This window comes from Pseudoalteromonas sp. MM17-2 (assembly GCF_022347945.1).
In the GTDB taxonomy this organism is placed as follows: domain Bacteria; phylum Pseudomonadota; class Gammaproteobacteria; order Enterobacterales; family Alteromonadaceae; genus Pseudoalteromonas; species Pseudoalteromonas ruthenica.
This window is the reverse complement of record NZ_JAKRFV010000002.1, coordinates 218,342-240,293: the sequence shown is the minus strand read 5'-3', so window position 1 is coordinate 240,293 and position 21,952 is coordinate 218,342. Positions and strand designations below refer to the sequence as shown.

15 protein-coding genes, 1 other RNA gene and 1 CRISPR repeat array are annotated in these 21,952 nt (G+C 48.3%); of the genes, 4 read left to right on the top strand and 12 right to left on the bottom strand.

Going from position 1 to position 21,952, the window contains the following annotated elements:
* Window position 1: 1 nt before the first annotated feature.
* From folC to fabB, 7 genes are all read right to left on the bottom strand, one after another.
* Window positions 2-1,270: a bifunctional tetrahydrofolate synthase/dihydrofolate synthase gene (folC, locus tag MHM93_RS02735; RefSeq protein ID WP_239447921.1), complete on the bottom strand. Its 1,269-nt coding sequence runs from the start codon at window positions 1,268-1,270 to the stop codon at window positions 2-4.
* 30 nt (window positions 1,271-1,300) lie between these two features.
* The gene (accD, locus tag MHM93_RS02730) at window positions 1,301-2,176 is read right to left on the bottom strand and encodes an acetyl-CoA carboxylase, carboxyltransferase subunit beta (RefSeq protein WP_239447920.1); all 876 of its coding nucleotides are present in this window, start codon (window positions 2,174-2,176) and stop codon (window positions 1,301-1,303) included.
* A 152-nt stretch (window positions 2,177-2,328) separates the two neighbouring features.
* The gene (gene truA, locus MHM93_RS02725; protein WP_239447919.1) at window positions 2,329-3,132 is read right to left on the bottom strand and encodes a tRNA pseudouridine(38-40) synthase TruA; all 804 of its coding nucleotides are present in this window, start codon (window positions 3,130-3,132) and stop codon (window positions 2,329-2,331) included.
* Window positions 3,133-3,310: 178 nt separating this feature from the next.
* Window positions 3,311-7,792 carry a FimV/HubP family polar landmark protein gene (locus MHM93_RS02720; protein ID WP_239447918.1) on the bottom strand — a complete coding sequence of 1,494 codons (4,482 nt, stop codon included), beginning with the start codon at window positions 7,790-7,792 and terminating at the stop codon, window positions 3,311-3,313.
* A 244-nt stretch (window positions 7,793-8,036) separates the two neighbouring features.
* On the bottom strand, window positions 8,037-9,053 hold the full coding sequence (locus MHM93_RS02715) for an aspartate-semialdehyde dehydrogenase (RefSeq protein WP_138547867.1): 1,017 nt from the start codon (window positions 9,051-9,053) through the stop codon (window positions 8,037-8,039).
* Between the two features lie 16 nt (window positions 9,054-9,069).
* Window positions 9,070-10,185 carry a 4-phosphoerythronate dehydrogenase gene (locus MHM93_RS02710; RefSeq protein WP_239447917.1) on the bottom strand — a complete coding sequence of 372 codons (1,116 nt, stop codon included), beginning with the start codon at window positions 10,183-10,185 and terminating at the stop codon, window positions 9,070-9,072.
* A gap of 104 nt (window positions 10,186-10,289) precedes the next feature.
* Window positions 10,290-11,504, bottom strand: a complete 1,215-nt coding sequence (fabB, locus tag MHM93_RS02705) for a beta-ketoacyl-ACP synthase I (protein WP_022945657.1) — start codon at window positions 11,502-11,504, stop codon at window positions 10,290-10,292.
* A 186-nt stretch (window positions 11,505-11,690) separates the two neighbouring features.
* Here fabB and mnmC point away from each other — a divergent pair, with 186 nt between their 5' ends.
* Both mnmC and MHM93_RS02695 read left to right on the top strand, forming a co-directional pair.
* A complete protein-coding gene (mnmC, locus tag MHM93_RS02700; RefSeq protein ID WP_239447916.1) occupies window positions 11,691-13,667 on the top strand; it encodes a bifunctional tRNA (5-methylaminomethyl-2-thiouridine)(34)-methyltransferase MnmD/FAD-dependent 5-carboxymethylaminomethyl-2-thiouridine(34) oxidoreductase MnmC in 1,977 nt (658 codons plus the stop codon).
* A 63-nt stretch (window positions 13,668-13,730) separates the two neighbouring features.
* Window positions 13,731-14,081, top strand: coding sequence for a hypothetical protein (locus MHM93_RS02695; protein ID WP_022945659.1), 351 nt, complete (start codon window positions 13,731-13,733; stop codon window positions 14,079-14,081).
* A 16-nt stretch (window positions 14,082-14,097) separates the two neighbouring features.
* On the opposite strand, the gene MHM93_RS02690 is transcribed toward MHM93_RS02695, so the two are convergent.
* The gene (locus MHM93_RS02690; protein WP_239447915.1) at window positions 14,098-14,964 is read right to left on the bottom strand and encodes an OmpA family protein; all 867 of its coding nucleotides are present in this window, start codon (window positions 14,962-14,964) and stop codon (window positions 14,098-14,100) included.
* Window positions 14,965-15,144: 180 nt separating this feature from the next.
* Here MHM93_RS02690 and rnt point away from each other — a divergent pair, with 180 nt between their 5' ends.
* Window positions 15,145-15,825, top strand: coding sequence for a ribonuclease T (gene rnt, locus MHM93_RS02685; protein WP_152440516.1), 681 nt, complete (start codon window positions 15,145-15,147; stop codon window positions 15,823-15,825).
* A gap of 13 nt (window positions 15,826-15,838) precedes the next feature.
* Here rnt and MHM93_RS02680 read toward each other — a convergent pair whose 3' ends face one another.
* On the bottom strand, window positions 15,839-17,464 hold the full coding sequence (locus MHM93_RS02680; protein ID WP_239447914.1) for a FapA family protein: 1,626 nt from the start codon (window positions 17,462-17,464) through the stop codon (window positions 15,839-15,841).
* Window positions 17,465-17,720: 256 nt separating this feature from the next.
* Between MHM93_RS02680 and ssrA the strand changes: the two genes are divergently transcribed.
* Window positions 17,721-18,078, top strand: a transfer-messenger RNA (tmRNA) gene (ssrA, locus tag MHM93_RS02675).
* A 334-nt stretch (window positions 18,079-18,412) separates the two neighbouring features.
* A CRISPR array of direct repeats spans window positions 18,413-19,161; the repeat unit is 28 nt; unit sequence TTTCTAAGCTGCCTGTTCGGCAGTGAAG.
* A 148-nt stretch (window positions 19,162-19,309) separates the two neighbouring features.
* On the opposite strand, the gene cas6f is transcribed toward ssrA, so the two are convergent.
* From cas6f to csy2, 3 genes are read right to left on the bottom strand one after another with little or no spacing between them, the layout of a single operon-like run.
* The gene (gene cas6f / locus MHM93_RS02670; protein WP_239447912.1) at window positions 19,310-19,948 is read right to left on the bottom strand and encodes a type I-F CRISPR-associated endoribonuclease Cas6/Csy4; all 639 of its coding nucleotides are present in this window, start codon (window positions 19,946-19,948) and stop codon (window positions 19,310-19,312) included.
* Between the two features lie 9 nt (window positions 19,949-19,957).
* Window positions 19,958-20,941, bottom strand: coding sequence for a type I-F CRISPR-associated protein Csy3 (csy3, locus tag MHM93_RS02665; RefSeq protein WP_239447910.1), 984 nt, complete (start codon window positions 20,939-20,941; stop codon window positions 19,958-19,960).
* A gap of 18 nt (window positions 20,942-20,959) precedes the next feature.
* Window positions 20,960-21,952: a type I-F CRISPR-associated protein Csy2 gene (gene csy2 / locus MHM93_RS02660; protein WP_239447908.1), complete on the bottom strand. Its 993-nt coding sequence runs from the start codon at window positions 21,950-21,952 to the stop codon at window positions 20,960-20,962.

Below are 21,952 nucleotides of genomic sequence, written 5' to 3'. Positions count from 1 at the left end.
GTTACGCCCTCTCGTTATCAAAAAAGGTGATTGCTTGTGCTACAGTGTAAAACGATCCGAATATAATCAAAAGGCTTTGCGCACAAAGTTGTGGTAAAACAGCACGCATTGCGTCACTGACCTGCTCATATGTTCCTTCAACCTTGACAGACTGTGTCACTTTGGCTGTTAATTGCTGTGCACTCAACCCGCGCGGATTGTCTAATCCGGCTACGTGCCAATGAGTAACCACCGGTGCCATCGCGGTAATCACGTCAACATGCTCTTTATCACCGAGCATGCCGATAATGGCATGTATTGTCTTACCCTGCGCCTGAAGGCTCTGTAAACGTGTGGCTAAATAACGGGCTGATTCGCGGTTATGAGCCACATCAGTATAGACCAAGGGTTCTTTACTCAGTTGTTGAAAGCGCCCTTTTATCTGAAGTTGTTTCAAACAATCAGCTATGTCTGTTACCGCCGGCAGTAAGTCCAGTTTTGCTAACACACTCAATGCGGTAGCGGCATTTTGCGCTGGAATAGCGGGTTTAGCAAAGGTCAGCGACAGCTTGCCCATCTGCCAGTTGAAGGTTGCTTCATCTTCCGTAAAAATAAAGTCGCGCTTAGACAGGCACAAATCGGCATTGATTTGCTCGCCATAATCCACCACGGTGTGGGGGATATCTAAGTCACCCACCACTGCGGGTACGTTGCTACGAAAAATCCCCGCCTTATCATAACCAACCAGTTCACGGGTATCACCGAGGTATTCTTTGTGATCGAGATCGACGGTAGTGATCACGCTTGCGACTGGATTAACTATATTGGTGGCGTCGTAACGTCCCCCTAGCCCTACTTCCAAGAGCACATAATCCACCGCTTCGCGTTTAAAAATTGCCAGCGCTGCCAAGGTGCCATATTCAAAATAGGTAAGTGGCACATCGCCTCGTCCTTGCTCGAGACTGTTAAAGGCATCAACATGGTACTGATCGTCAAGCTCGGCGCCATTGATGCGGACCCGCTCGTTATAGTGAATAAGATGAGGAGAGGCATAGGTGCCCACGGAATACCCTTGGCTCAGTAATAGCTTTTCCAGGCATTGTGCGGTGGTGCCTTTACCATTGGTGCCGGCAATTAAAATTACTTTGCTGGGGGTATGAATAAGGCCCATCTTATCGGCAACGTTCTGCACGCGCTCAAGGCCCATTTCTATGTTAGCAGGATGGATTTGCTCTAAATAACAAAGCCAATCATCAAGGCTTGACGATTGGCTCGGTATGGAATCTGACATAGGTTGTAAGTTTCTAGGTTACCGAGAAATTTACGCTACTCTATGCTCTTGTTCGGTAGAAGGCAAGTTCATTAGCTTAGCCAATAAACGCGCCACAGTGTCGCGCATTTCGCGGCGATCAACGATCATGTCGATAGCGCCATGCTCCAATAAGAACTCACTGCGCTGAAAGCCTTCTGGGAGGGTTTCACGTACTGTTTGCTCAATAACTCGTGGACCGGCAAATCCAATCAGTGCTTTGGGCTCAGCAATATTCACATCACCTAGCATAGCTAAAGACGCCGATACACCCCCCATTGTTGGGTCAGTCAGTACGGAAATAAAAGGCAGCCCTTTTTCGCTCATTTTTGCTAATGCAGCACTGGTTTTAGCCATTTGCATCAACGACATCAATGCTTCTTGCATGCGAGCACCGCCTGATGCAGAAAAGCACACCAACGGCATATTATGCTCTAAGCACACATTAACGGCTTCAACGAAGCGGGCGCCAACAACCGAGCCCATTGAGCCACCCATGTAGGCAAACTCAAACGATACTGCCGCAACAGGAATGCCTTTAAGCTGCCCTTTCATAGCGACTAAGGCGTCTTTCTCGCCACTGCTTTTGTTCGCGGCGCTGATGCGGTCTGAATATTTTTTTGAATCTTTAAACTTCAGTATGTCTTTTGGCTCATACTGCTCACCGAGCTCGGCGCGCCCAGCGTCATCGAGAAATAACTCTAAACGTTTACGGGCGCTGATACGCATGTGGTGATCACATTTCGGGCATACGTTCATGGCTTTTTCTAATTCTGCTTTGTACAGAATCGAATCGCACGACGTACACTTAGCCCACACCCCTTCTGGAATTTCTTTCTTGCCAGAAGATTTTGTGGTTTTTGGTAAGATTTTTTCTAACCAGCTCATTGGCAACTCTCTTAATGCTTGTCAGGACCGGGGCGGATTGAGCACCCCAAAATTAGCCGATAAATTAGCACAATTAAAACATGAAATTAGTTGCTTAGATATAAAAAACTGGTCGGCGTAGTCCATTTACACCCACCATTCACCCCTTTTTATTAGCTCTGTGGTGGCTCGTTATCGGGTAAAAAAAGCGGTCCCAGTGGCGTGCTGGGAATTTGCCACTGCTCGGGGTAGTCCACATCCACCAAATATAAACCATTAGGCTTAGCGGTTGCACTGGCTTGGGTGCGGTCTTTAATAGCCAATAAATGCTGCATCCATTGCGGCTCTTGCTCACCAACACCAATGTCCATCAAGCATCCGGTAATATTGCGCACCATATGGTGCAAAAAGGCATTGGCCTTAATATCAACAACGATGTAATCACCGATGCGCTCAACAAATAGATGGTGAATATTACGAAACGGCGTGTTGGACTGGCAGTGCACCGCCCGAAACGAGGTGAAATCTTGCTCGCCGAGCATATACGCACAGGCCGCTTGCATGCGTGTTTCATCCAGCGGGTGATGATAATGAGTCACCCCAGAGCGCAAAATCCCTGGCCGATAGGGGTGATTATAAATCACATAACGATAACGTCGCGCGGTAGCACTAAATCGGGCATGAAAACCATCAGCGGTTGGCATTGCATAGCGCACGGCGATGTCATCAGGCAGCTGCGAGTTCATACCTAAGGTAAAAGCGCCCATATCACGCTCAGCATGGGTATCAAAGTGCACAACTTGGCCAGTGGCATGAACGCCGGCGTCGGTACGCCCTGCACAAGTAATATCCACAGGGTGATTACAAATACGGGACAACGCAGTTTCAATTTCCGCTTGGATACTGCTGACATGAGATTGACGCTGCCAGCCACTGTAGCGGGCACCATTGTATTCGATTCCTAAAGCGACGCGCATTGATACTCTTAGCTCAATAAAATTTTCGGCATTTTAAACGCTCTGCGGGCAAATAGCTAATGCTGAGGGTAATGAGGCTCCCGAAGGAAGTAAGCTTGCCCATAGACAAGCAGTTAATACAAAAAAATGCGCAGACACTTTGCCTGCCATTTATCATCTCGCGGCTGAGCTTAGCACACTAGCGTTTCAGACGTTCCTGCAAGGCTTGCGCCTCTTTATGGAGCGACTGCGGGCCATTATCAAGCACGTCTTGTAGCGCCTCGAGGGCTGAATCAACATCATCAATTTCGATATAAGCCCTCGCTAAATCCAATTTAGCGCTGAAACCGCCGTCTTCACTATCAACATCGGTCTTTTGCGAGTCATCGAGCATGTCATCAAACTCACCCAAGCCCACATCCATGTCAACCTCATCATAAGGTTCGTTATCAGGCTCGGAGTCATCACTCTGCTCGAGCAGGTCATCAATATCAAGATAGTCCGGCTCTGCTGCGCCATTGTCGTCTTCGTTCGCGTCTGCGACCGCGTCTGCACCCGCGTCATCATCCGCGTCAAAGTCACTATCGGCGAGCAAACTCTGCAGATCAAGGTCGTTATCTTGCGGTTCACCGATCACATCTTCATCTGGCTCCGCAAGTTCGTTGAGCAGAGCATCAAAATCGGTCTGCGTTAAGTCTGCAAGGAAATCCTCATCGAGCTGACTGTCGTCGAGTTGTTCGTCACCATCGATATCGTCATCTAGAGAGTCATCCATCAGTGCGCTTAACTCATCGTCAAGGTCGCCATCCAAATCACTGGAGAGGTCGAGCTCTTCACCTCCCTCTTGAGCCATCGCTTCGCTGAGTTGCTGCTCAGCTTCGCTACTAAATGGCTCGTCGAGTTCAAGCTCGGGATAGTCATCTAGCTGCTGGCTAGGATGTTCAACATCCCCCATTTGGGGCTCTTGAGAGCTAACAGGCTCAACGTCCGATGCATCTTCATCTTCAAGCAGCGGATCGTCGCCTAAGTCAAGTTCGAGATCAGGCTCATCAAAATCAGCAAAGTCTGCTTCAAGTAGCTCTTGGTCGGCACCTTCATCACTCTCATCCGGTTGCGCTTGCTCTTCTATTTCAAGCTCCGGTGCATCAGCAAGTAAGTCATCACCATCGAGATCATCATCCTCTTCCAGCGCAAGCTCTGGCTCCGGTTCAACGTCACCCTCTTCATCAGGAGTATGCTCATCGCCAGGGACATCTTCAGGAAGGTCATCGCCGTCTAAGTTATCATCTTCTTCCAGCGCAAGCTCTGGCTCCGGCTCAACGTCATGCTCTTCATCTGCCGCTTGCTCGTCGCCAGGAGCATCATCAAGGAGATCGTCACCATCTAAGTCGTCATCCTCTTCCAGCGCAAGTTCTGGCTCCGGTTCAACGTCATGCTCTTCATCTGCCGCTTGTTCATCGCTAGGGGCATCTTCAAGGAGATCGTCACCATCTAATTCGTCATCTTCCTCCAGCGCAAGCTCTGGCCCCGGTTCAACGTCATGCTCTTCATCAGCCACTTGCTCATCGCTAGGGGCGTCATCAAGGAGGTCGTCGCCGTCTAAGTCGTCATCTTCTTCCAGCGCAAGCTCTGGCTCCGGCTCTGGCTCCGGCTCAGCGTCACCCTCGTCATCTGCCGCTTGCTCATCGCTAGGAGCGTCACCAAGGAGGTCGTCACCACCTAATTCGTCATCTTCTTCCAGCGCAAGTTCTGGCTCCGGCTCAACGCCATCCTCTTCATCTGTCGCTTGCTCATCGCTAGGGGCGTCATCAAGGAGATCGTCACCATCTAATTCGTCATCTTCTTCCAATGCGAGTTCTGGCTCCGGCTCGACGTCACCCTCTTCATCAGCCGCTTGCTCATCGCCAGGGACATCTTCAAGAAGGTCGCCGCCGTCTAAGTCATCACCTTCTTCCAATGCGAGTTCTGGCTCCGGCTCAACGTCACCCTCTTCATCAGGAGTCTGCTCATCGCCAGAGACATCTTCAAGAAGATCGTCACCGCCTAAGTCGTCATCTTCTTCCAATGCGAGTTCTGGCTCCGGCTCGACGTCACCCTCTTCATCAGCCGCTTGCTCATCGCCAGGGACATCTTCAAGAAGGTCATCGCCATCGAGATCATCTTCTACAGCGTCTTGCTCGTCCGCAGCGCTTTCATCAATCAGCTCATCGGCATCGGCTGCTGGCTCTTCTGCCGCTTCATCGAGCAGACTATCAACATCAAGCTCATCTTCTTCAGCGCCTTGCTCGTCTGCAGCGTTTTCATCAATCAGCTCATTGATATCGACATCGCTCTCATCGGCATCTGCTGTTGGCGCTTCTGCCGCTTCATCGAGTAGGTTATCGACATCAAGATCGTCTTCTTCAGCGCCTTGCTCGTCTGCAGCGTTTTCATCAATCAGCTCGTCAATATCAACGTCACTTTCATCGGCATCGGCTGCTGGCGCTTCTGCCGCTTCATCGAGCAGGCTTTCAACATCGAGGTCATCATCTAAAGCGCCTTGCTCGTCTGCTGCGTTTTCATCAATCAGCTCATCGGCATCTACTGCTGGCGCTTCTGCCGGTTCATCAAGCAGGCTATCAACATCAAGCTCATCTTCTTCAGCGCTTTGCTCATCTGCGGCGTTTTCATCCATCAGCTCATCGGCATCGGCTGCTGGCGCTTCTGCCGCTTCATCGAGCAGGCTATCAACATCAAGCTCATCTTCTTCAGCGCTTTGCTCGTCTGCGGCGTTTTCATCCATCAGCTCATCGGCATCTGCTGCTGGCTCTTCTGCCGCTTCATCGAGTAGGCTATCAACATCAAGGTCATCTTCTTCAGCGTTTTGCTCGTCTGCGCCGTTTTCATCAATCAGCTCATCGATATCGATATCGCTTTCATCAGCATCTGCTGCTGGCGCTTCTGCCGCTTCATCGAGCAGGCTATCAACATCAAGGTCATCTTCTTCAGCGCTTTGCTCGTCTGCGGCGTTTTCATCAATCAGCTCATCGATGTCGACATCGCTTTCATCGGCATCTGCTGCTGGCGCTTCTGCCGCTTCATCGAGTAGGCTATCAACATCAAGGTCATCTTCTTCAGCGCCTTGCTCGTCTGTGGCGTTTTCCTCTAGTAAGTCATCGACATCGAAATCATCATCCGCCGGCTCGGATTGCGTTTCATCAACAAGCTCATCAATATCAAAGGTGTCATCCCCTGACTCGGCATCAGTCTGCTCGAGCTGATCGTCAGCCAACTCCTCAGACAATGCGGCCATCGCCTCATCGCTATCATCGCTCGGTTCTTCACCGTTAGCGTTTGCCTGTGACTCGTCTTCGCTATCATCGGTGGCAAATAAGTCGTCAATATCTTCGTCGCTAAGAATATCGCTATCTGGTTCATTTTCTTCTGGCACATCAACACTGATGTCATCACCAGGGGCATCAAAATTTTGCTGTAATACCGCTTCTTCTTGGCTAACTTCAGCATCAGACTCATCGTCAAATACCACGTCATCATCAAGTAAGCCGTCTAACTCGTCTTGGTCTAACAGTGAGTCGATATCGTCAGCCCCATCACCGCCTTCATCTAAAATATCGTCGCTTTGATCAAGGAAGTCGTCATCGTCTAACTGAATGCCTGGCTCATCTAACGCATCATCGGGGTCATCGAGCGGTAAATCATCAAGGCTGTCGTCTAAGCTGTCGTCATCCGCACCTAAATCTAGGTCATCGATACCGGCCTCAGGTTGAGTTTGCATTTGCGGCGCCGGTGTTTGCGGTAGGAATTCATCGTCGTCGCTTGGCTCAGGCTCTTTTGCTGACTGGCGTTTCTTTAAAATGAAAATAATTAACCCGAGCACGGCTAATGCTGGAATAGTCATCATCAAAACTAATTTCAGCCACGTTGGGATGCCTTCGAGCGCACTTTGTTCTTGCTGCGCTTGCTGTAACTTTTGCTGCGCCATGGCCTCACGTTCAGCCAGTATTTGTTGCAGCTGGCGCTGCAACTCTGCGTCCTTTTCGTCAAGCTGATCTTTGACTGTGGCAAGCTGTTCGCTGATCTTCTCCAGTTGCGATTTCAGCTGACGATTCTCAGTCAATATCGCCTCTACATCGGTCACAGACGACTTGAACTGCTCTTGTAGCTCCACCAAACGCTCGCCTTGTAAACGCTTAAGCTGCTCTAATTCGCTTTTCAGTTCCGTTTTGGCTTTTTCGACATCTTCTTGACGCGCCGACGTGGTTTTTTTCGCGACCAGATCGATTTCATTACTATTAAGCGTGCCGTTTTTGATTTTCTCCCACAAACGGTCATCTTGCTCAGACTTTTGTCGTGCCTGAGCTGGGTCAATAGTACGAATTTCATTTAACGAGGGAATACGCAAATATGCGCCATCACGCATGTGGTTAAGGTTTTTGTCTAAAAATGAGTCGGGGTTTTTCTCGTAAAGGGCAACCATTACTTGATACATGGTTACTGAGTTGTCGGGACGCACCTTGGCAGCGATTCGCCACAAGGTGTCAGTTGGCTTAATGGGTCCGATAGAGCGGCCTTGAGCACCATAGTCGACCCCTTTAGGACCACGAATTTCAGTGCTTTGCGCACTCGTGCCAGCCGCTACTAGGGTCGCGACAACAAAAACCAGTGTAACTAAACCGCGCATGCTTTTCCTTTACTCATTTTTTTGTGCTTTATGGAAGGTTATCGGCCGCAAAAGCCATCTCCCGAGTCATTGTTTTTCTTGTGTTTATCAGCAAGCTTTATTCCACTTTCAAACTATAAACCAGATATAGGGGAATATCCACGCCGGAAAGGGAATTTCACTTTACTCCGAAACAATTGATAACTAAGAAAAAAGCGGCAATTTGCCGCTTTTTTACTGTACTTACTCGCCGTTGGCCTTCATTTTACAAATATTCGGCAATGAGCGCCTCAGCAATCTGCACACTATTGGTCGCCGCACCTTTGCGGGTGTTATCGCTGACGATCCACAAATTTAAGCCGTGTGGATGAGAAATATCTTGCCGCACGCGGCCAACATAGACGCTGTCGTTGCCGCTTGCATCGGTCACCGGCGTCGGAAAATCATGGTCATCATTGATAAGCTCAACACCTGGCGCTTGCTCGAGCAGCTGTTTAACGTGCTCAACATCCACCGGCATACGCGTTTCTAGGTGTACGGCTTCAGCATGACCGTAAAATACCGGCACGCGCACCGCTGTTGGGTTCACTAATACGCTGTCATCACCAAGAATTTTTTGCGTCTCCCACACCATTTTCATTTCTTCGCGGGTGTAGCCATTGTCTTCAAACTTATCAATTTGCGGAATGACGTTAAAAGCCATTTGCTTGCTAAAGACTTCATTTTCCATGGGCCGGCCATTCATTAAGTGCGCTGTTTGCTTAGCCAGCTCTTCCACCGCTTCTTTACCTGCCCCCGACACCGCTTGGTAGGTTGAGACGTTAATACGATCAATGCCATAGGCGTCATAGATAGGTTTCAGCGCCACCATCATCTGAATAGTGGAGCAGTTCGGATTGGCAATGATATTACGATTGCGAAAATCTGCTAGCGCTGCGCCATTCACCTCAGGCACAACCAGTGGCACATCAAACTCATAGCGAAACTCTGAGGTATTATCGATGACGATACAACCAGCTTCAGCGGCAATGGGAGCATATTTTTGTGACACGCTGCCACCAGCCGAGAACAGACCAATATGGGCATCAGCGAAGTCGAATTGCTCGACATCCAACACCTCAATGCTCTGGCCATTAAACTCAATTTCCTCACCGGCAGAGCGACTGCTGGCCAATGGATAAAGGTTATCAACCGGAAAGTTACGCTCCGCGAGCGTTTCGATAATTTGGCGACCTACGAGCCCTGTGGCTCCTAATACCGCGACGTTAAACTTTTGCGACATGCTATTTCCTCAGGCATTAAATACTGAACCCCAGTGCAGCCAGCGCACTGAGGTGAGGGTTATCACCGCGCAGCCGCAAGGTGCTGAGCTCACGGCGAACCGGATAATTCTTTCTTAGGCTATCAAAGCCCTCTGTCGCGAGTGCTTGACGCATAATGGCATCATCGCGACGAACGTCATAAATAAGGTGCACAAGCGAGCCAAGCTCCTGCAATGTCCAACTAGGGCTTAAAGTGAGTTCATTTAAACTCGGCGTCGGCAGCAGCTCACTGAGGGTGGCTTCAGCGCGAATCCCCAAGTGCTGACACAACGCTTGATACAACATAAAGGTGCCTCGACCTTTACCTTCGAGGGTATGACCGCCAATGTGCACCGTAGCTAAATCCACATAATTCATCAGCTCAGTAAGAATATGCGGCTCATTTTCCCACACATCTAAGACCAGATGCAGGTCATTGTCACTTTGCTGACGCGCCAGCAATGCGACGTTATCAATTACATCACCGCGACTGGCATTAATGATCACCTTGTTACTGGCTAAAGCCGCAATGCGCTCGGCATTGAGTAAGTGCCGCGTTTGGTGGCTGCCTTCTCTTACCAAAGGCACATGGAAACTAATGATGTCTGCTTGCGCTAACGCCTGCTCTAGTTCGTACCATTGGCCGCTGTCACCTCGCGCGGCACGCAGCGGGTCAACCAGCAAGGTTTGCACACCGATGGCGGCTAGCTTATCGGCTAAGCATTGGCCAATATTGCCGACACCCACAATAGCCACCTTCTTGGTGAATAGCGAAAACTGTTGTTGCTGCGCTAACACCAGCATGGCACTTAGCACGTATTCTGCCACCGCAATGGCATTGCAACCAGGAGCATTGGTAAAAGGGATACCACGGCCTTGCAAATACCCTTGGTCGATATGGTCGATACCAATGGTCGCCGTGCCAACGAAAGAGAGTTGCGTGTTGCTCTCTAGCAGCTGCTCGTTCACCTGGGTCACCGAGCGCGTTAGCAGTACATCGGCATGCTGCGCTTGTGCCGCTGTGAGTGTGCGCCCATCGAAGCGCTCGACATCGCCCAGCGGTGAAAACAATGCATCCACCAAAGGCATATTTTGATCAGCTAATATCTTCATGGCAGTTATCCCAACCCAGTTTGGAGCGCCATTCTAATCGCCCTTGGCACACAAAGCAAAAAGCCACGCATCAGCGTGGCTTTATGATTAACAAAGCAGCAAAATTAGCCTTTGTATTTACTCATCACCAATGTGGCGTTAGTACCGCCAAAGCCGAAGCTATTCGACATCACGGTATTAAGCTCCACATCGCGGCGCTCAGTGGCTATATCCAAGCCTTTTGCTTGCTCGTCCAGCTCATCAATGTTGATAGATGGCGCTACAAAGTTATTCTCTAGCATGAGCAAAGAATAAATTGCTTCATGAACACCGGCTGCGCCGAGCGCGTGACCCGTCATTGCTTTAGTGGCGCTAATAGCCGGTGATTGCTCACCAAATAGCTCTTGAATAGCACCGAGTTCTTTGACATCACCTACTGGCGTTGAGGTGCCGTGGGTATTAAGGTAGTCAACAGGACCCTGCAGGTTTTGCATCGCTTGTTTCATACAGCGAACTGCGCCCTCGCCCGATGGTGCCACCATATCGAAGCCATCAGAAGTTGCACCGTAACCGGTAATTTCGGCGTAGATATGCGCGCCACGGGCCAATGCATGCTCTAGCTCTTCAACCACGACGATACCGCCGCCACCAGAGATGACAAAGCCATCTCGGTTAGCATCATAAGTACGAGACGCTTTTTCTGGCGCATCGTTATACTTGGTCGACAAGGCGCCCATAGCATCAAATTCCATCGCAAGGGTCCAGTGCAGCTCTTCACCGCCACCGGCGAAAATAACATCTTGCTTGCCTAGTTGAATTTGCTCTACCGCATGGCCAATACAATGCGCCGAGGTGGCACAGGCCGAACTGATAGAGTAATTCACACCTTTAATTTTAAACGGCGTGGCTAAACACGCCGAGGTGGTGCTAGCCATGGTGCGCGGGACCATGTATGGGCCTACCCGCTTAACTCCTTTCTCGCGAAGAATATCGGCGGCTTCCACCTGATACTTCGATGAGCCACCACCAGAGCCAACAACCAATCCGGTGCGCTCATTAGACACTTGCTCGTCGGTGAGTTTAGCGTCAGCAATGGCCTGAGCCATTGAGATATAAGAATAGGCTGCTGCATCACCCATAAAGCGGTGGGCTTTGCGGTCAACGTGATCTTTAACATTAATATCAATGTGGCCAGAGACCTGGCTACGCAAATTGTATTCTGCAAATTCAGGGTTAAAGGCAATACCACTTTTACCCGTTTTTAGAGATTCCAGTACTTCTTCTTTATTATTACCGATGCTAGAGACAACACCGATACCCGTAATGACGGCTCTTCTCATGAGAATTTACCTTAGCTTAGATCTAAATTGCGTATAGTTTACGCGGAAACTGATTCCGAAGTGGTCATTCCAGCGTACATATGTACACTGAAATTTTCAAGCGCCTGAGATGATCTTTTAGTGACAATATACGCACCGCTGTAAAGTCGCTAAAATAGTGGGCAAAGACTTACGCAAAGAGCCAAAATGATTACCCACGCTAAAATCCATTTTAATGACTGTGGCACCCCCGTCGCCGATGATTTTGACGATGTTTACTTCTCTAATGAGGACGGCCTGGCAGAATCAGATTATGTATTTTATCAGCACAACCACATCAGTGAGCGACTACGCAGTCATCCGCGTGAGCAATTTGTTATTGCCGAAACAGGGTTTGGTACGGGTTTAAACTTTTTGAACGCATGGCACCGCTTTGCCACCCAAACAGAGAAAAAAGCCACCCGGCTGCATTTTATCTCCTTTGAAAAATTTCCTATCCAGCGTCAGGATTTAGCTCGAGCTCTAGCAGCTTGGCCGCAGCTGAGCCATTACAGTGAGCAACTGGTGGCACAGTACCCCGAGGCCTTGCCTGGTTGCCATCGCCTGCACTTTGGTGATGTGACCTTGGATTTATGGATTGGCGATGTGCTTGATAGCATCGAGCAGATGAACTTCAATCAGCATGGTCTTGTCGATGCGTGGTTTTTAGATGGCTTCGCCCCAAGTAAAAACCCTGATATGTGGCAGCAGTCTTTGTTCGATGCCATGGCACATCTTGGTCGCGAAGCCGCCACCTTTGCCACCTTCACCGCTGCAGGCTTTGTACGCCGAGGGCTGCAGCAAGCCGGGTTCAAGGTGAATAAAGTGAAAGGCTATGGCCGCAAGCGCGAGATGATAGTGGGTGAGCTTGAACATACCACCGCGACCACCAATGTTCCGGCGCCATTTGTTCGCCATACCCGCCCCTTAGATAAGGTTGCCATTATTGGTGGTGGCATTGCTGCGGCGACGTTAGCTCATCGGTTAACGGCACGCAATATTCCTTGCACCCTCTTTTGCGCTGACGACGAACTGGCTCAAGGTGCGTCACACAACAAACAGGGCGCAGTATATCCGCACTTGCAAGCAGATGTATCGCCCTCCAGTGAGCTCTTCGCGCACAGCTTTTTGTATGCCAAGCGCTTGTACGAGCAACTGGCAAACGATGTTGATTTTGCCCACCAATGGTGTGGCGTGCTGCTACAAGGCGTTAAAGAGGAAGGAAAAAAACGCCATGCCAACTTGCTCAGTAAGAACAATTGGCCGCAGTGGTTGATACAGGGTGTCGATGCGGAGCAAGCCAGCGATATTGCCGGCATTGATACTCCCTATGGTGGTTTATTCATCCCTGATGCGGGCTGGGTTAGCCCAGTGGAACTGGTGCAGGCACTGGTCACTCACGCCAAGCAGCAGGCACAGCTCGACATTCACTTTGCCACTCAGGTTACGGCTGTTAATCGCATGGGTGAGCGGTGGCAGTTGCTGTGCAAAAACAAGGGCTATGACGATTTTAGCGATGTATTTATTTGTATGGGGGAGCACTCCACTGAGCTTTTGCCAGAGAACGAGTTGGCGCTACAAAGTGTGCGCGGTCAAGTGTCACACCTGAGCGCCAGCGATAACTCGCGCAAACTCAACACTGTGCTTTGCCACAAAGGGTATTTTACACCGGCTCACGATGGCAGCCATTGCATGGGCGCGACCTTTGAAAAAGACACCCAAGCGCGGGATATTCGCGATGTTGATGATCGCACTAATTGGCAACAATTTGCCGGGTTTTATGGTGATTGCGACTGGACTCAAGAGTTGCAAAATATCAACGGTGCCAAAGCCGCTATTCGCGCGACCCTCGCCGATCATTTGCCTATTATCGGTCAATATGCGCAACAAGACGATTATATGGCGGCCTTCCCATTGCTACCTAAAGGACAGTGGCAAGGCCAGCAACCGCTGCGTCATCAAAACCCTGGTCTACACTTGTTTACTGGCTTAGGGGCACGGGGCTTATGCACGGCTCCCCTGTGCGCCGAGAGCTTAGTGGCCAGCTTATGTGATGAGCCATTGCCGATTTCAAATCGTGTCGATCAGGCCCTGCACCCTGCCCGTTTTATTATTCGCGACCTAAAGCGCGGACAAATAAAGTGATTTTTGGTTAAATATAGGTTAAATTTTATAATATAAAGATGTGTTTATAATCGGAGTGAAACCATGAATAACGCTTTTCGCCGACTAGCTACCACCCTTGCAGGAAGTGTTTTGGTAGCGGCGAGCAACCTAGCCTATGCGGACTTGTCTTTGCTACCTTTGCCAGAAGATTTTACCACCCGCATGACCGTGGAAAAGAAATACCCCATGGTGCTTGATGGTTTCACTCGACTCAGTGACAACGAAGTCACTGATTTTTATCAGAGTAAGCTGGGGGAGCCGTTGAATATTACCAGTGATATTGGCCGCTTTACCTTGTTTTATGATGTAAACGGCCACCCGGTACGCATTAGTGTGTATCAACGTGATGAGTGGACAGAAATCAGTGCCATGGTCAGCGCCGCTAACGAATAAGCTACGCTGATGAGCCTTATGGTTTAGCTATTTGAATCACTACGCGACGGTTTTTGCCGCGACCAATCACCGTCTCGTTTGGAGCTACATGGCGCTTCTCGCCAAACCCGGTAGTCACCAACTTACCTTCATCTACGCCTAACTCTTTAATATACTCGGCAATCGCCGCCGCACGGCGTTTAGAAAGTTCGAGGTTATTCCAACGTCCACCATAGCTATCGGTATAGGCCGAGATCATCACCGACTCTATTTCTTTGTCATGCTTGAGGTACTCACCTATCTGTGCGAGGCGCTTTTTCGATGATTTGGTCAACTCGCTGGAGTTTTTCTTGTAGTTCATCACCGTAAACGCGATATCTTCAAAACTAAAAGGCAATAATCCGTCACGACATTGTAAAAACGCCCAATACGCTTGCTTGAAATTTACTGACGATAAGCCCACCGAAACCTGATCACGGGTGTTACGCCAGTCTTGGTAGTAAAAAGTGGGGTGATTGCCCTTCTCTAGCTCTGAGAGCATCTCCCAGGCCGTGCTGTCACCGAGCTCGCCATCGAATTGCCGCAGTAATTCCATAGACGCGAGCGGTTTCGCATGGGTGCCTGGGCGCCAGCTTGGCGGCACCGCTTCCAATGCGGCTAAGTCATAATTATTGGGGCGAACAACCATGTCCAAATTAAAGTTTAAGGCTTTATTTTTGCTGGCATGAGCGCGGAATATGGCTTCGCCATAATAGGGAACTTCATGATTAAGTTGGCACTGTAAGCGCGAGTTTTCTACCAAGGTCCAATGCGAGGACTGTGCTGATGCCTCATAGCTGCGCATCGCCGCCTGCGCCTGGGCGCTTAACAACACACTCAATGCAATTAATGAAAACCTAATCATGATGTGAACATACCTCGTCGAACCATTGACGCTTTTACCGTGTACGAAACGCAATGCAATACTTGTACCACAGAAAACGAACATGATGGCACTATGGCGTGATTAATTTTACCTTAGCCCCTGTTGGCATGGCGCAGTTTTTGCCATAATAGCCGGCCTTTATTGGCTTTGGGCAGTATTATGGCAGACACAGAACCAACACGCTTTGCACAGCGCTTTCGCGGCTTCTTTCCTGTAGTTATCGACGTGGAAACCGCTGGCTTTAATAAAAATACCGACGCATTGCTTGAAATTGCTGTCACCACATTAAAAATGGATGAGCAAGGCTACTTGCACCTAGACCAAACGCAACACTTTCATGTTGACCCTTTTGAAGGGGCAAATATCGAGCAATCGGCTATTGAGTTTAATGGTATCGACCCTTTCTCGCCATTGCGTGGCGCGGTGGATGAAAGCGAAGCAATGAAAAGTATCTGTAAATTTGTACGCAAAGCGCAAAAAGACGCTGGTTGCCAACGCTCCGTGGTGGTTGCTCATAATGCCGCCTTTGATCATGGCTTTTTAAATGCCGCCATTGAGCGCTGCAAAATTAAACGCACGCCATTTCACCCCTTTGTAAGCTTTGACACCACGTCGCTGGCCGGATTAGCGTTAGGACAAACGGTACTGGCGAAAGCGTGTCGCACTGCGGGAATCGAGTTTGACAATGCCCAGGCACACAGCGCCTTGTATGATACAGAGCGTACCGCTGAGCTGTTCTGCTTTATCGTGAACAAATGGCAAAGCTTGGGAGGCTGGCCGCTCGCTAGTACCGAGACTAGCGAAGAGCCTACACCGCCGGAAAATACCGAAGGCGTCTAAGGCCGCATGTGCCTTAAAGTGGAAATTGTTGAGTGATTTTGCCTTCACTCAATAGCGCCGAATGCGGCGGATAGATACGCGATATCTGCGTGGTATCATGGGCAATTTTCAGCTCCACTCCAGGGTGCATTAAGTCATTTACCCGCACACGGCTCGTGCCCAACAACATATTAATGCGCTGTTGCACGAGTCGTTTTTTCTTCTCTAACCCTTGCTTGATGGCCACCCACTGAGCTTCATGCTTATCCAAATGTGCGCACTGACGTTTGCGTTTGTCATTATCCACCTCTTTTAAGGCCTTTTTACGAAGCACCTGTAAGGCAGCAAACTTCTCGTTAATGCGTTTTTGCTGTTCAGCCAAGGTTTTACGCTTTTGTTTTAGTTCGTAGTAATACTGACCCAGATACACTTTAGTGCGTGTACCCGATGGCGCACCTAACTCGCCAGTCTCTATGCGCAAAGCATTGCTGACAAAGCCACCAATTAGCTTGCCTCGGGGGGTTTTGCCCCGACCAACACGAATTAAGCGCCGAGCGCTTAGCTCACAGTGCAGTGCTTGGCGGTCGATAAAGATATCTTGCTGCGATTGAATATCACTGTATTGAGCATAGCCAATAGAGACACTGCGTTTAGCTTGAATACGGCAACTACAGGGCTCAGACTCGTCTCGTTTGCGTCCGATCACGCCCTTAACGACGGTGATTTCATTGTCGCTTTGTAGCGTTGCCGATTCGACAAAGCCCAAGACGGTGATATCACCAGTGGCGACAATTTGCATCGCATCTTTTACATCACCGCTGACAATCACACTGCCCTCGAAGCGAATATGCCCCGTTGTTGCATCAACGAAGTCATAGCACAGCACGTCGTCCACTCGCACACCCCGAGCAAGTGCAACCGGCACCCCGACAGCATCGGCCACCAAGAGGTTCTCATTGTCACTATCTAGACGCGTGCCTTCCATGACCTCAAGCGGGAACTGACGACCAGGTTTAGGCGCAAGTTGCTCACCAAATAAATTGTACCCAGGTTCCCCTCCCGTTGCTGGCACTCTTTGCATTAACGGGCTACCCGGCTTGACAGTAATAATATCGCCAAGGTCGCGCATATCCACCTTGCCATTTTCAGCTTCTTTAGGACATAAAACGCGATCTTGAGCGGTGGCGCATAGACGAATAAAACGTGCATCTTCACCACTTTTGGCTTTACGCCCAACAGCAACAATTGCCGTGGCACGCCCCCCTGGTGGCAGCTCAAACTGCTTTGCTAGCAATAACTCAAGCGCTTTACGACTAATACCTTTTTTGATTCCAGCTTCACGAAGTTGGCGCACAGCGTTGTCTAAATCTAAAATTTCACCACCACGAGCGCAGATGAGCTCACCCTCTGCCATCATCAGTGGTTCATCGATATTAACATTCAGACGAGCATTGACTGCCCGCGCTACAACACGTGATTGGCTAGACTTAGACGGATTAAATAATGCCGCGATATTGGCATCAAGGATTTCGCAGTCGGCGTAAGGCGATTGCGCCAGTAATTCCATAAGCTGAGTAGCGCTGGCAGGTACTGAGCCATTCATGGGGTGATCAATTAAGCTCACCTCGCCACTGAGCTTATCAAAGGCAAATAGGGACACGTTATTTTACTTCCAAGAAGCGCCCAGCAAGTGAGCACGATTTTATTATTAGTGTTTTTGCATCGAGCGCTATTTGACCATACTCATACTTAATTGTTAAGTAATTGTTCATACTCTTTTCGCAGTTGTTATAGCAAATGCGTTGTTTTTGCACAGGGAATAGGCAAACACGTCTGATTTATAAGAAATTCAGTTGCTTTCGCTTGTAGTAGGGTCATGCTCTCAGTTATACTTATGGATACTGAAACGTATTTCAGGGGCTGATTAGGATTCGACGGGATTCAAGACGCCTGAGGTGCATGTCGAGGTGCGGTTGGCCTCGTAAAAAAGCCGCATTTTAAAGTAATCGCAAACGACGATAACTACGCTCTAGCGGCATAATAGCCCGCTAGCACTTCTCCGGTGTATGTCTGTGGACCCGGTTTTGAAGTGTCACCCTACACAGACTCGCTACGGAAACCCTGGCCGGGGTTGAAGGGTTAAAACTAAGCGGCCTCGCCTTTGTTTATCGTGTGCGTCCGAGACTCAAAGGTTAACCAAAAGACGACACTAAACATGTAGGACCGATGGTCGAGGTTTTCCGGACGGGGGTTCAAATCCCCCCAGCTCCACCACTTCACTGTTCGATTAAGTTCGAAAACGTTTAAAAACCCGCTGAGAATAAAGACTTAGCGGGTTTTTTAATGCCTGTAATGTTCGCCCACATTTGCTGAAATTCAGTTGTTTATGTACTATTTCATGTACTAAGTTAGTACATGGTGCCCGATTTCGTAGTACATCGCTGCGCCAAAGCCTTAAATTTAAAGGCCTTCAGGGAATAGTACATATGGCAAAAACGGTTAAACCACTCAACGACACGCAACTCAAAAGCATCAAGCCCACTGATAAGGAGCCTATTCAGCAGTAAAGATTAGAGACAATCACGCCTCACAAATTATAAATTATAAATTTCTAAGCTACCTGTTCGGCAGTGAAGTCCCAGATAAGAAGTGCATTACGCTCACAACTTTTCTAAGCTGCCTGTTCGGCAGTGAAGGTACAGTAATCAAGTATTCAGATGCTGCATATTTTCTAAGAGCTGCCTGTTCGGCAGTGAAGATATCGCAAAGTACATCGCCAAAAACATCGATTTTCTAAGCTGCCTGTTCGGCAGTGAAGAGAAAAGCATGGGTAAGCACCAGCCCCGGACATTTCTAAGCTGCCTGTTCGGCAGTGAAGCGGACGATAAAGTCTTGGTTATCCTTGTAACGTTTCTAAGCTGCCTGTTCGGCAGTGAAGGCGGTGAGTTACAGTTATTTTCAGTGCTCCAATTTCTAAGCTGCCTGTTCGGCAGTGAAGAAACGCAGCTCTTTATCATTGATGTGGTCGACTTTCTAAGCTGCCTGTTCGGCAGTGAAGGAATTTAACGATAGCAAAGCGCCCTTTACACTTTTCTAAGCTGCCTGTTCGGCAGTGAAGGGCTTCTTTTCGGCTTTTTCGGCTTCGGCGGTTTCTAAGCTGCCTGTTCGGCAGTGAAGTTCACCACTTCAACGGGGGTGCGATGGCCACCTTTCTAAGCTGCCTGTTCGGCAGTGAAGAACCATAGGAAACCTAAATTATGAACGTAGAATTTCTAAGCTGCCTGTTCGGCAGTGAAGCTGATGGCGTTGTTATCGCATTGGAGCGTGATTTTCTAAGCTGCCTGTTCGGCAGTGAAGTATAGAGTAAATGAAAAAAAGTAAGTTGCAACAAGCTATTAAGATAAAACACCAATTTTTACCTTACTTTCACAGGATGTTGCAACACACTGTATTTTAAGCAAATTTTTAAAGAACAAAAATAAAGGGTAAAAAAATCCTTTATTTGTTAGAACTGCGGCACACAGCCCAACTCTCTATCTCCATTTGATTTTGCGCTAAGACCATAACAATCAAAAACTCCTTGTTGGTCAGTTTCAACTTTTGCTAACGCAATAAACAGAGGGTATTTACTATTAATGTCTGGTGAACGTTGCTTTGTTCGTTGACTATGCAAATAAACAAAAGGTAAGTCACATTTTGAAGAAGGTTTGGTGTTTTCTAGCTCTGCTAAGCATTCAACTAAAGGCTTACCACTTTTTACTGACCACCGTTCAGCCTTTTCTTGCATATCACGGTCAATACGCTCAGGTGATTTAACATGCTGACGAGTAAAACTCACCCATGTTACAGCTTCTGGCACTGGTTTTATGGCTTTTATATGACAGTAGTCTTCAAGACGAGTTAACCATTTATTTATGGATAACTTTTCTAAGTGTATCTGCTCTTTTGCAAACAATCGCAGCTTATTGCCGAGCGGAAAGCCTTTTTGGCCATAGTGAGGAAAGCCAACGGCGACGTCAGACTGGTTAGGCCCAGCTTTGTGCTCAACAAGCGCAATATGCACTTGTTGAAATACGTTTTGCCAAATAAACCCGAGCGGTATTTCAGCCTCTGGTAGCAAGGTGATTTCTTGGTAGTAATTCATCGCAACTCCTTATTCACCAAACACTCCACCACGGATCAGCATGGCCATTACGTAATGTTGTTGTTCTAATGCAGGGGTTTTACCTTTCAGTAACCAAGCATCTAATAAGTTGTAAAAGTCGGTTTTTTCTTTTGGCTGGCGATATGCCGCACCACGGTTGGTTACCGAACCATAAGGTTCAACCGCAATCGCGCCAATTTCATCGGCTTGTGGGTGCCAAGTATCAATCGTACGTAGGGCATTGCCAATTTTTTGTGAGTGCATTGCCGCTTGCCCATCAAGTTGATACAAAAACTTACTCTTATCCCCTTTGCCACCACCCATTACTAGCTCTTGTGATGGGAAAACGGCTTGCCCCTGGCCCAGTTGGCTATAAGCCTCTACTTTGATAAAAGCATGTTGCTCGGTTAAACCTTGCTGAATAACTGCCGCTAGCTCGTTAAGTTTGTCACTATCATCAAAGGCTTTTAAGCTAAACTCGTAACTATCGAAACTAAACTGTTTTTCGCCAACACTTACAACTACTTTAACTTGCTCTGCGCCAACACGGTTGCGCCATAAAAAACGGCCATTTGCAATGTTATGAGCATAGCGCTTAGCTAGCTCTTTGAACTCAGTGTCTATTTGATACTGTTTTACAATCTCGCCCAGAGCAGTTTGATAAGCCGGGTCATTACAAGTTGACGGTACATGCAAGTCGCTCAATATTCTTAATGTAAATACGAGTTTTAGTGTGTCGCAATCATGGGGTAACGCGGCTACATCTACAGTTTGTAAGTTCGCCTTCGATACTTCAGCATCTAGTTTCGCTGGGTCATTCGCCGTTGCGGCTTTTAATCTGTTTGAAATAGTACCTCTAACCGCCTTTTCACCAACTAAGATCGGTTGCCAAGTATCTGCTTCTAAATTACCTGCAAACATTAGCGCATCTGAAGGAATTAGTTTTGCCTCGAAAGCCAAAACTGAAGGGGTTTTTAGTTTTACGTCTGCCATGGTTAAATCTCCATATTCTTAAAAATTATCTGGTTTAAATACTGCTTCGCTGTCGATGAAGTCAGGTTCAATAATGGGTTGTATAAATTCGTTTGTGGTCGCGATGTACCAAGGGTGATTATCGGTATAGCGCCAAAGCGTGATTTCGATTTCATGAAGGCGGTGCACACTTTGCCACTCCCCCACACTGTATGCTGTTTCGGCAAAGGCCACTGGAACGGTGTTGTCTCGCACATTGGCAACCTCACCAGCTTCGTACAAAGGTGAAATTGCACAAAAGCCTGTGGCAATCGGTACTAAATAACCAGCATTCGGCTTGGGTTCGTATTCCCAATTGGCTTTGACTATTGCCTGTTCTGTCTCAATATTATCTTCTGTTTGTTGGTCTTCATTTGGGTTTGCACGATAAATTAATGTTGCAAAGTCACACCATGCATCGAATAAACACACATCGTCTTGCTCAGCTTTTAGCTGTTCAAAGTGCGCTGCAAGATATTCGTGACGATCCATAAGTACAAAGCCCGGCATTAAACGGCGCAATGCATAAGCTTGTTGCTCTTCGGTATTTAACAGTTCGCACGCTTCAAACCCGAGTATTTGGCCACCAGCCAGTCTTAACGTTGGGATCAACCGCTTTAAATGCGCTTTAAGATCTGTTTCTGTCAGTGTGTCACCTGCTACCAGCCCTTTTAATTCAACTAATAAAGATATTTGCATATTCATGCGAGCTTCTTCATTAATTGGGGCTGTTTTACCTTGGTGTGTAAGTGGGTTACGAGTTAATGCAAACACATAATCGCCCCACCCTTTAGGTTGGCGAGCATGCACCTGATTTTTGTGACTGATAACCGCCACGCCACCTAAATTAACATTTAAGCTTGCTGGTAATTTCCTTGAAAGTGCATGTACAAACCCTAAAAAGTTAGTAATTGCAGGAAAACCGTATGTAAGGCCCGCTATAGCGTTGGCATTTTGTACATTAAGTTTTTTAATTAATACATATTGGCTCAT

Coding starts and splice junctions, on each gene's coding strand:
- folC (WP_239447921.1), bottom strand. CDS start 1,270: ATGTCAGATTCCATACCGAGCCAATCGTCAAGCCTTGATGATTGGCTT.
- accD (WP_239447920.1), bottom strand. CDS start 2,176: ATGAGCTGGTTAGAAAAAATCTTACCAAAAACCACAAAATCTTCTGGC.
- truA (WP_239447919.1), bottom strand. CDS start 3,132: ATGCGCGTCGCTTTAGGAATCGAATACAATGGTGCCCGCTACAGTGGC.
- MHM93_RS02720 (WP_239447918.1), bottom strand. CDS start 7,792: ATGCGCGGTTTAGTTACACTGGTTTTTGTTGTCGCGACCCTAGTAGCG.
- MHM93_RS02715 (WP_138547867.1), bottom strand. CDS start 9,053: ATGTCGCAAAAGTTTAACGTCGCGGTATTAGGAGCCACAGGGCTCGTA.
- MHM93_RS02710 (WP_239447917.1), bottom strand. CDS start 10,185: ATGAAGATATTAGCTGATCAAAATATGCCTTTGGTGGATGCATTGTTT.
- fabB (WP_022945657.1), bottom strand. CDS start 11,504: ATGAGAAGAGCCGTCATTACGGGTATCGGTGTTGTCTCTAGCATCGGT.
- mnmC (WP_239447916.1), top strand. CDS start 11,691: ATGATTACCCACGCTAAAATCCATTTTAATGACTGTGGCACCCCCGTC.
- MHM93_RS02695 (WP_022945659.1), top strand. CDS start 13,731: ATGAATAACGCTTTTCGCCGACTAGCTACCACCCTTGCAGGAAGTGTT.
- MHM93_RS02690 (WP_239447915.1), bottom strand. CDS start 14,964: ATGATTAGGTTTTCATTAATTGCATTGAGTGTGTTGTTAAGCGCCCAG.
- rnt (WP_152440516.1), top strand. CDS start 15,145: ATGGCAGACACAGAACCAACACGCTTTGCACAGCGCTTTCGCGGCTTC.
- cas6f (WP_239447912.1), bottom strand. CDS start 19,948: ATGAATTACTACCAAGAAATCACCTTGCTACCAGAGGCTGAAATACCG.
- csy3 (WP_239447910.1), bottom strand. CDS start 20,941: ATGGCAGACGTAAAACTAAAAACCCCTTCAGTTTTGGCTTTCGAGGCA.
- csy2 (WP_239447908.1), bottom strand. CDS start 21,952: ATGAGCCAATATGTATTAATTAAAAAACTTAATGTACAAAATGCCAAC.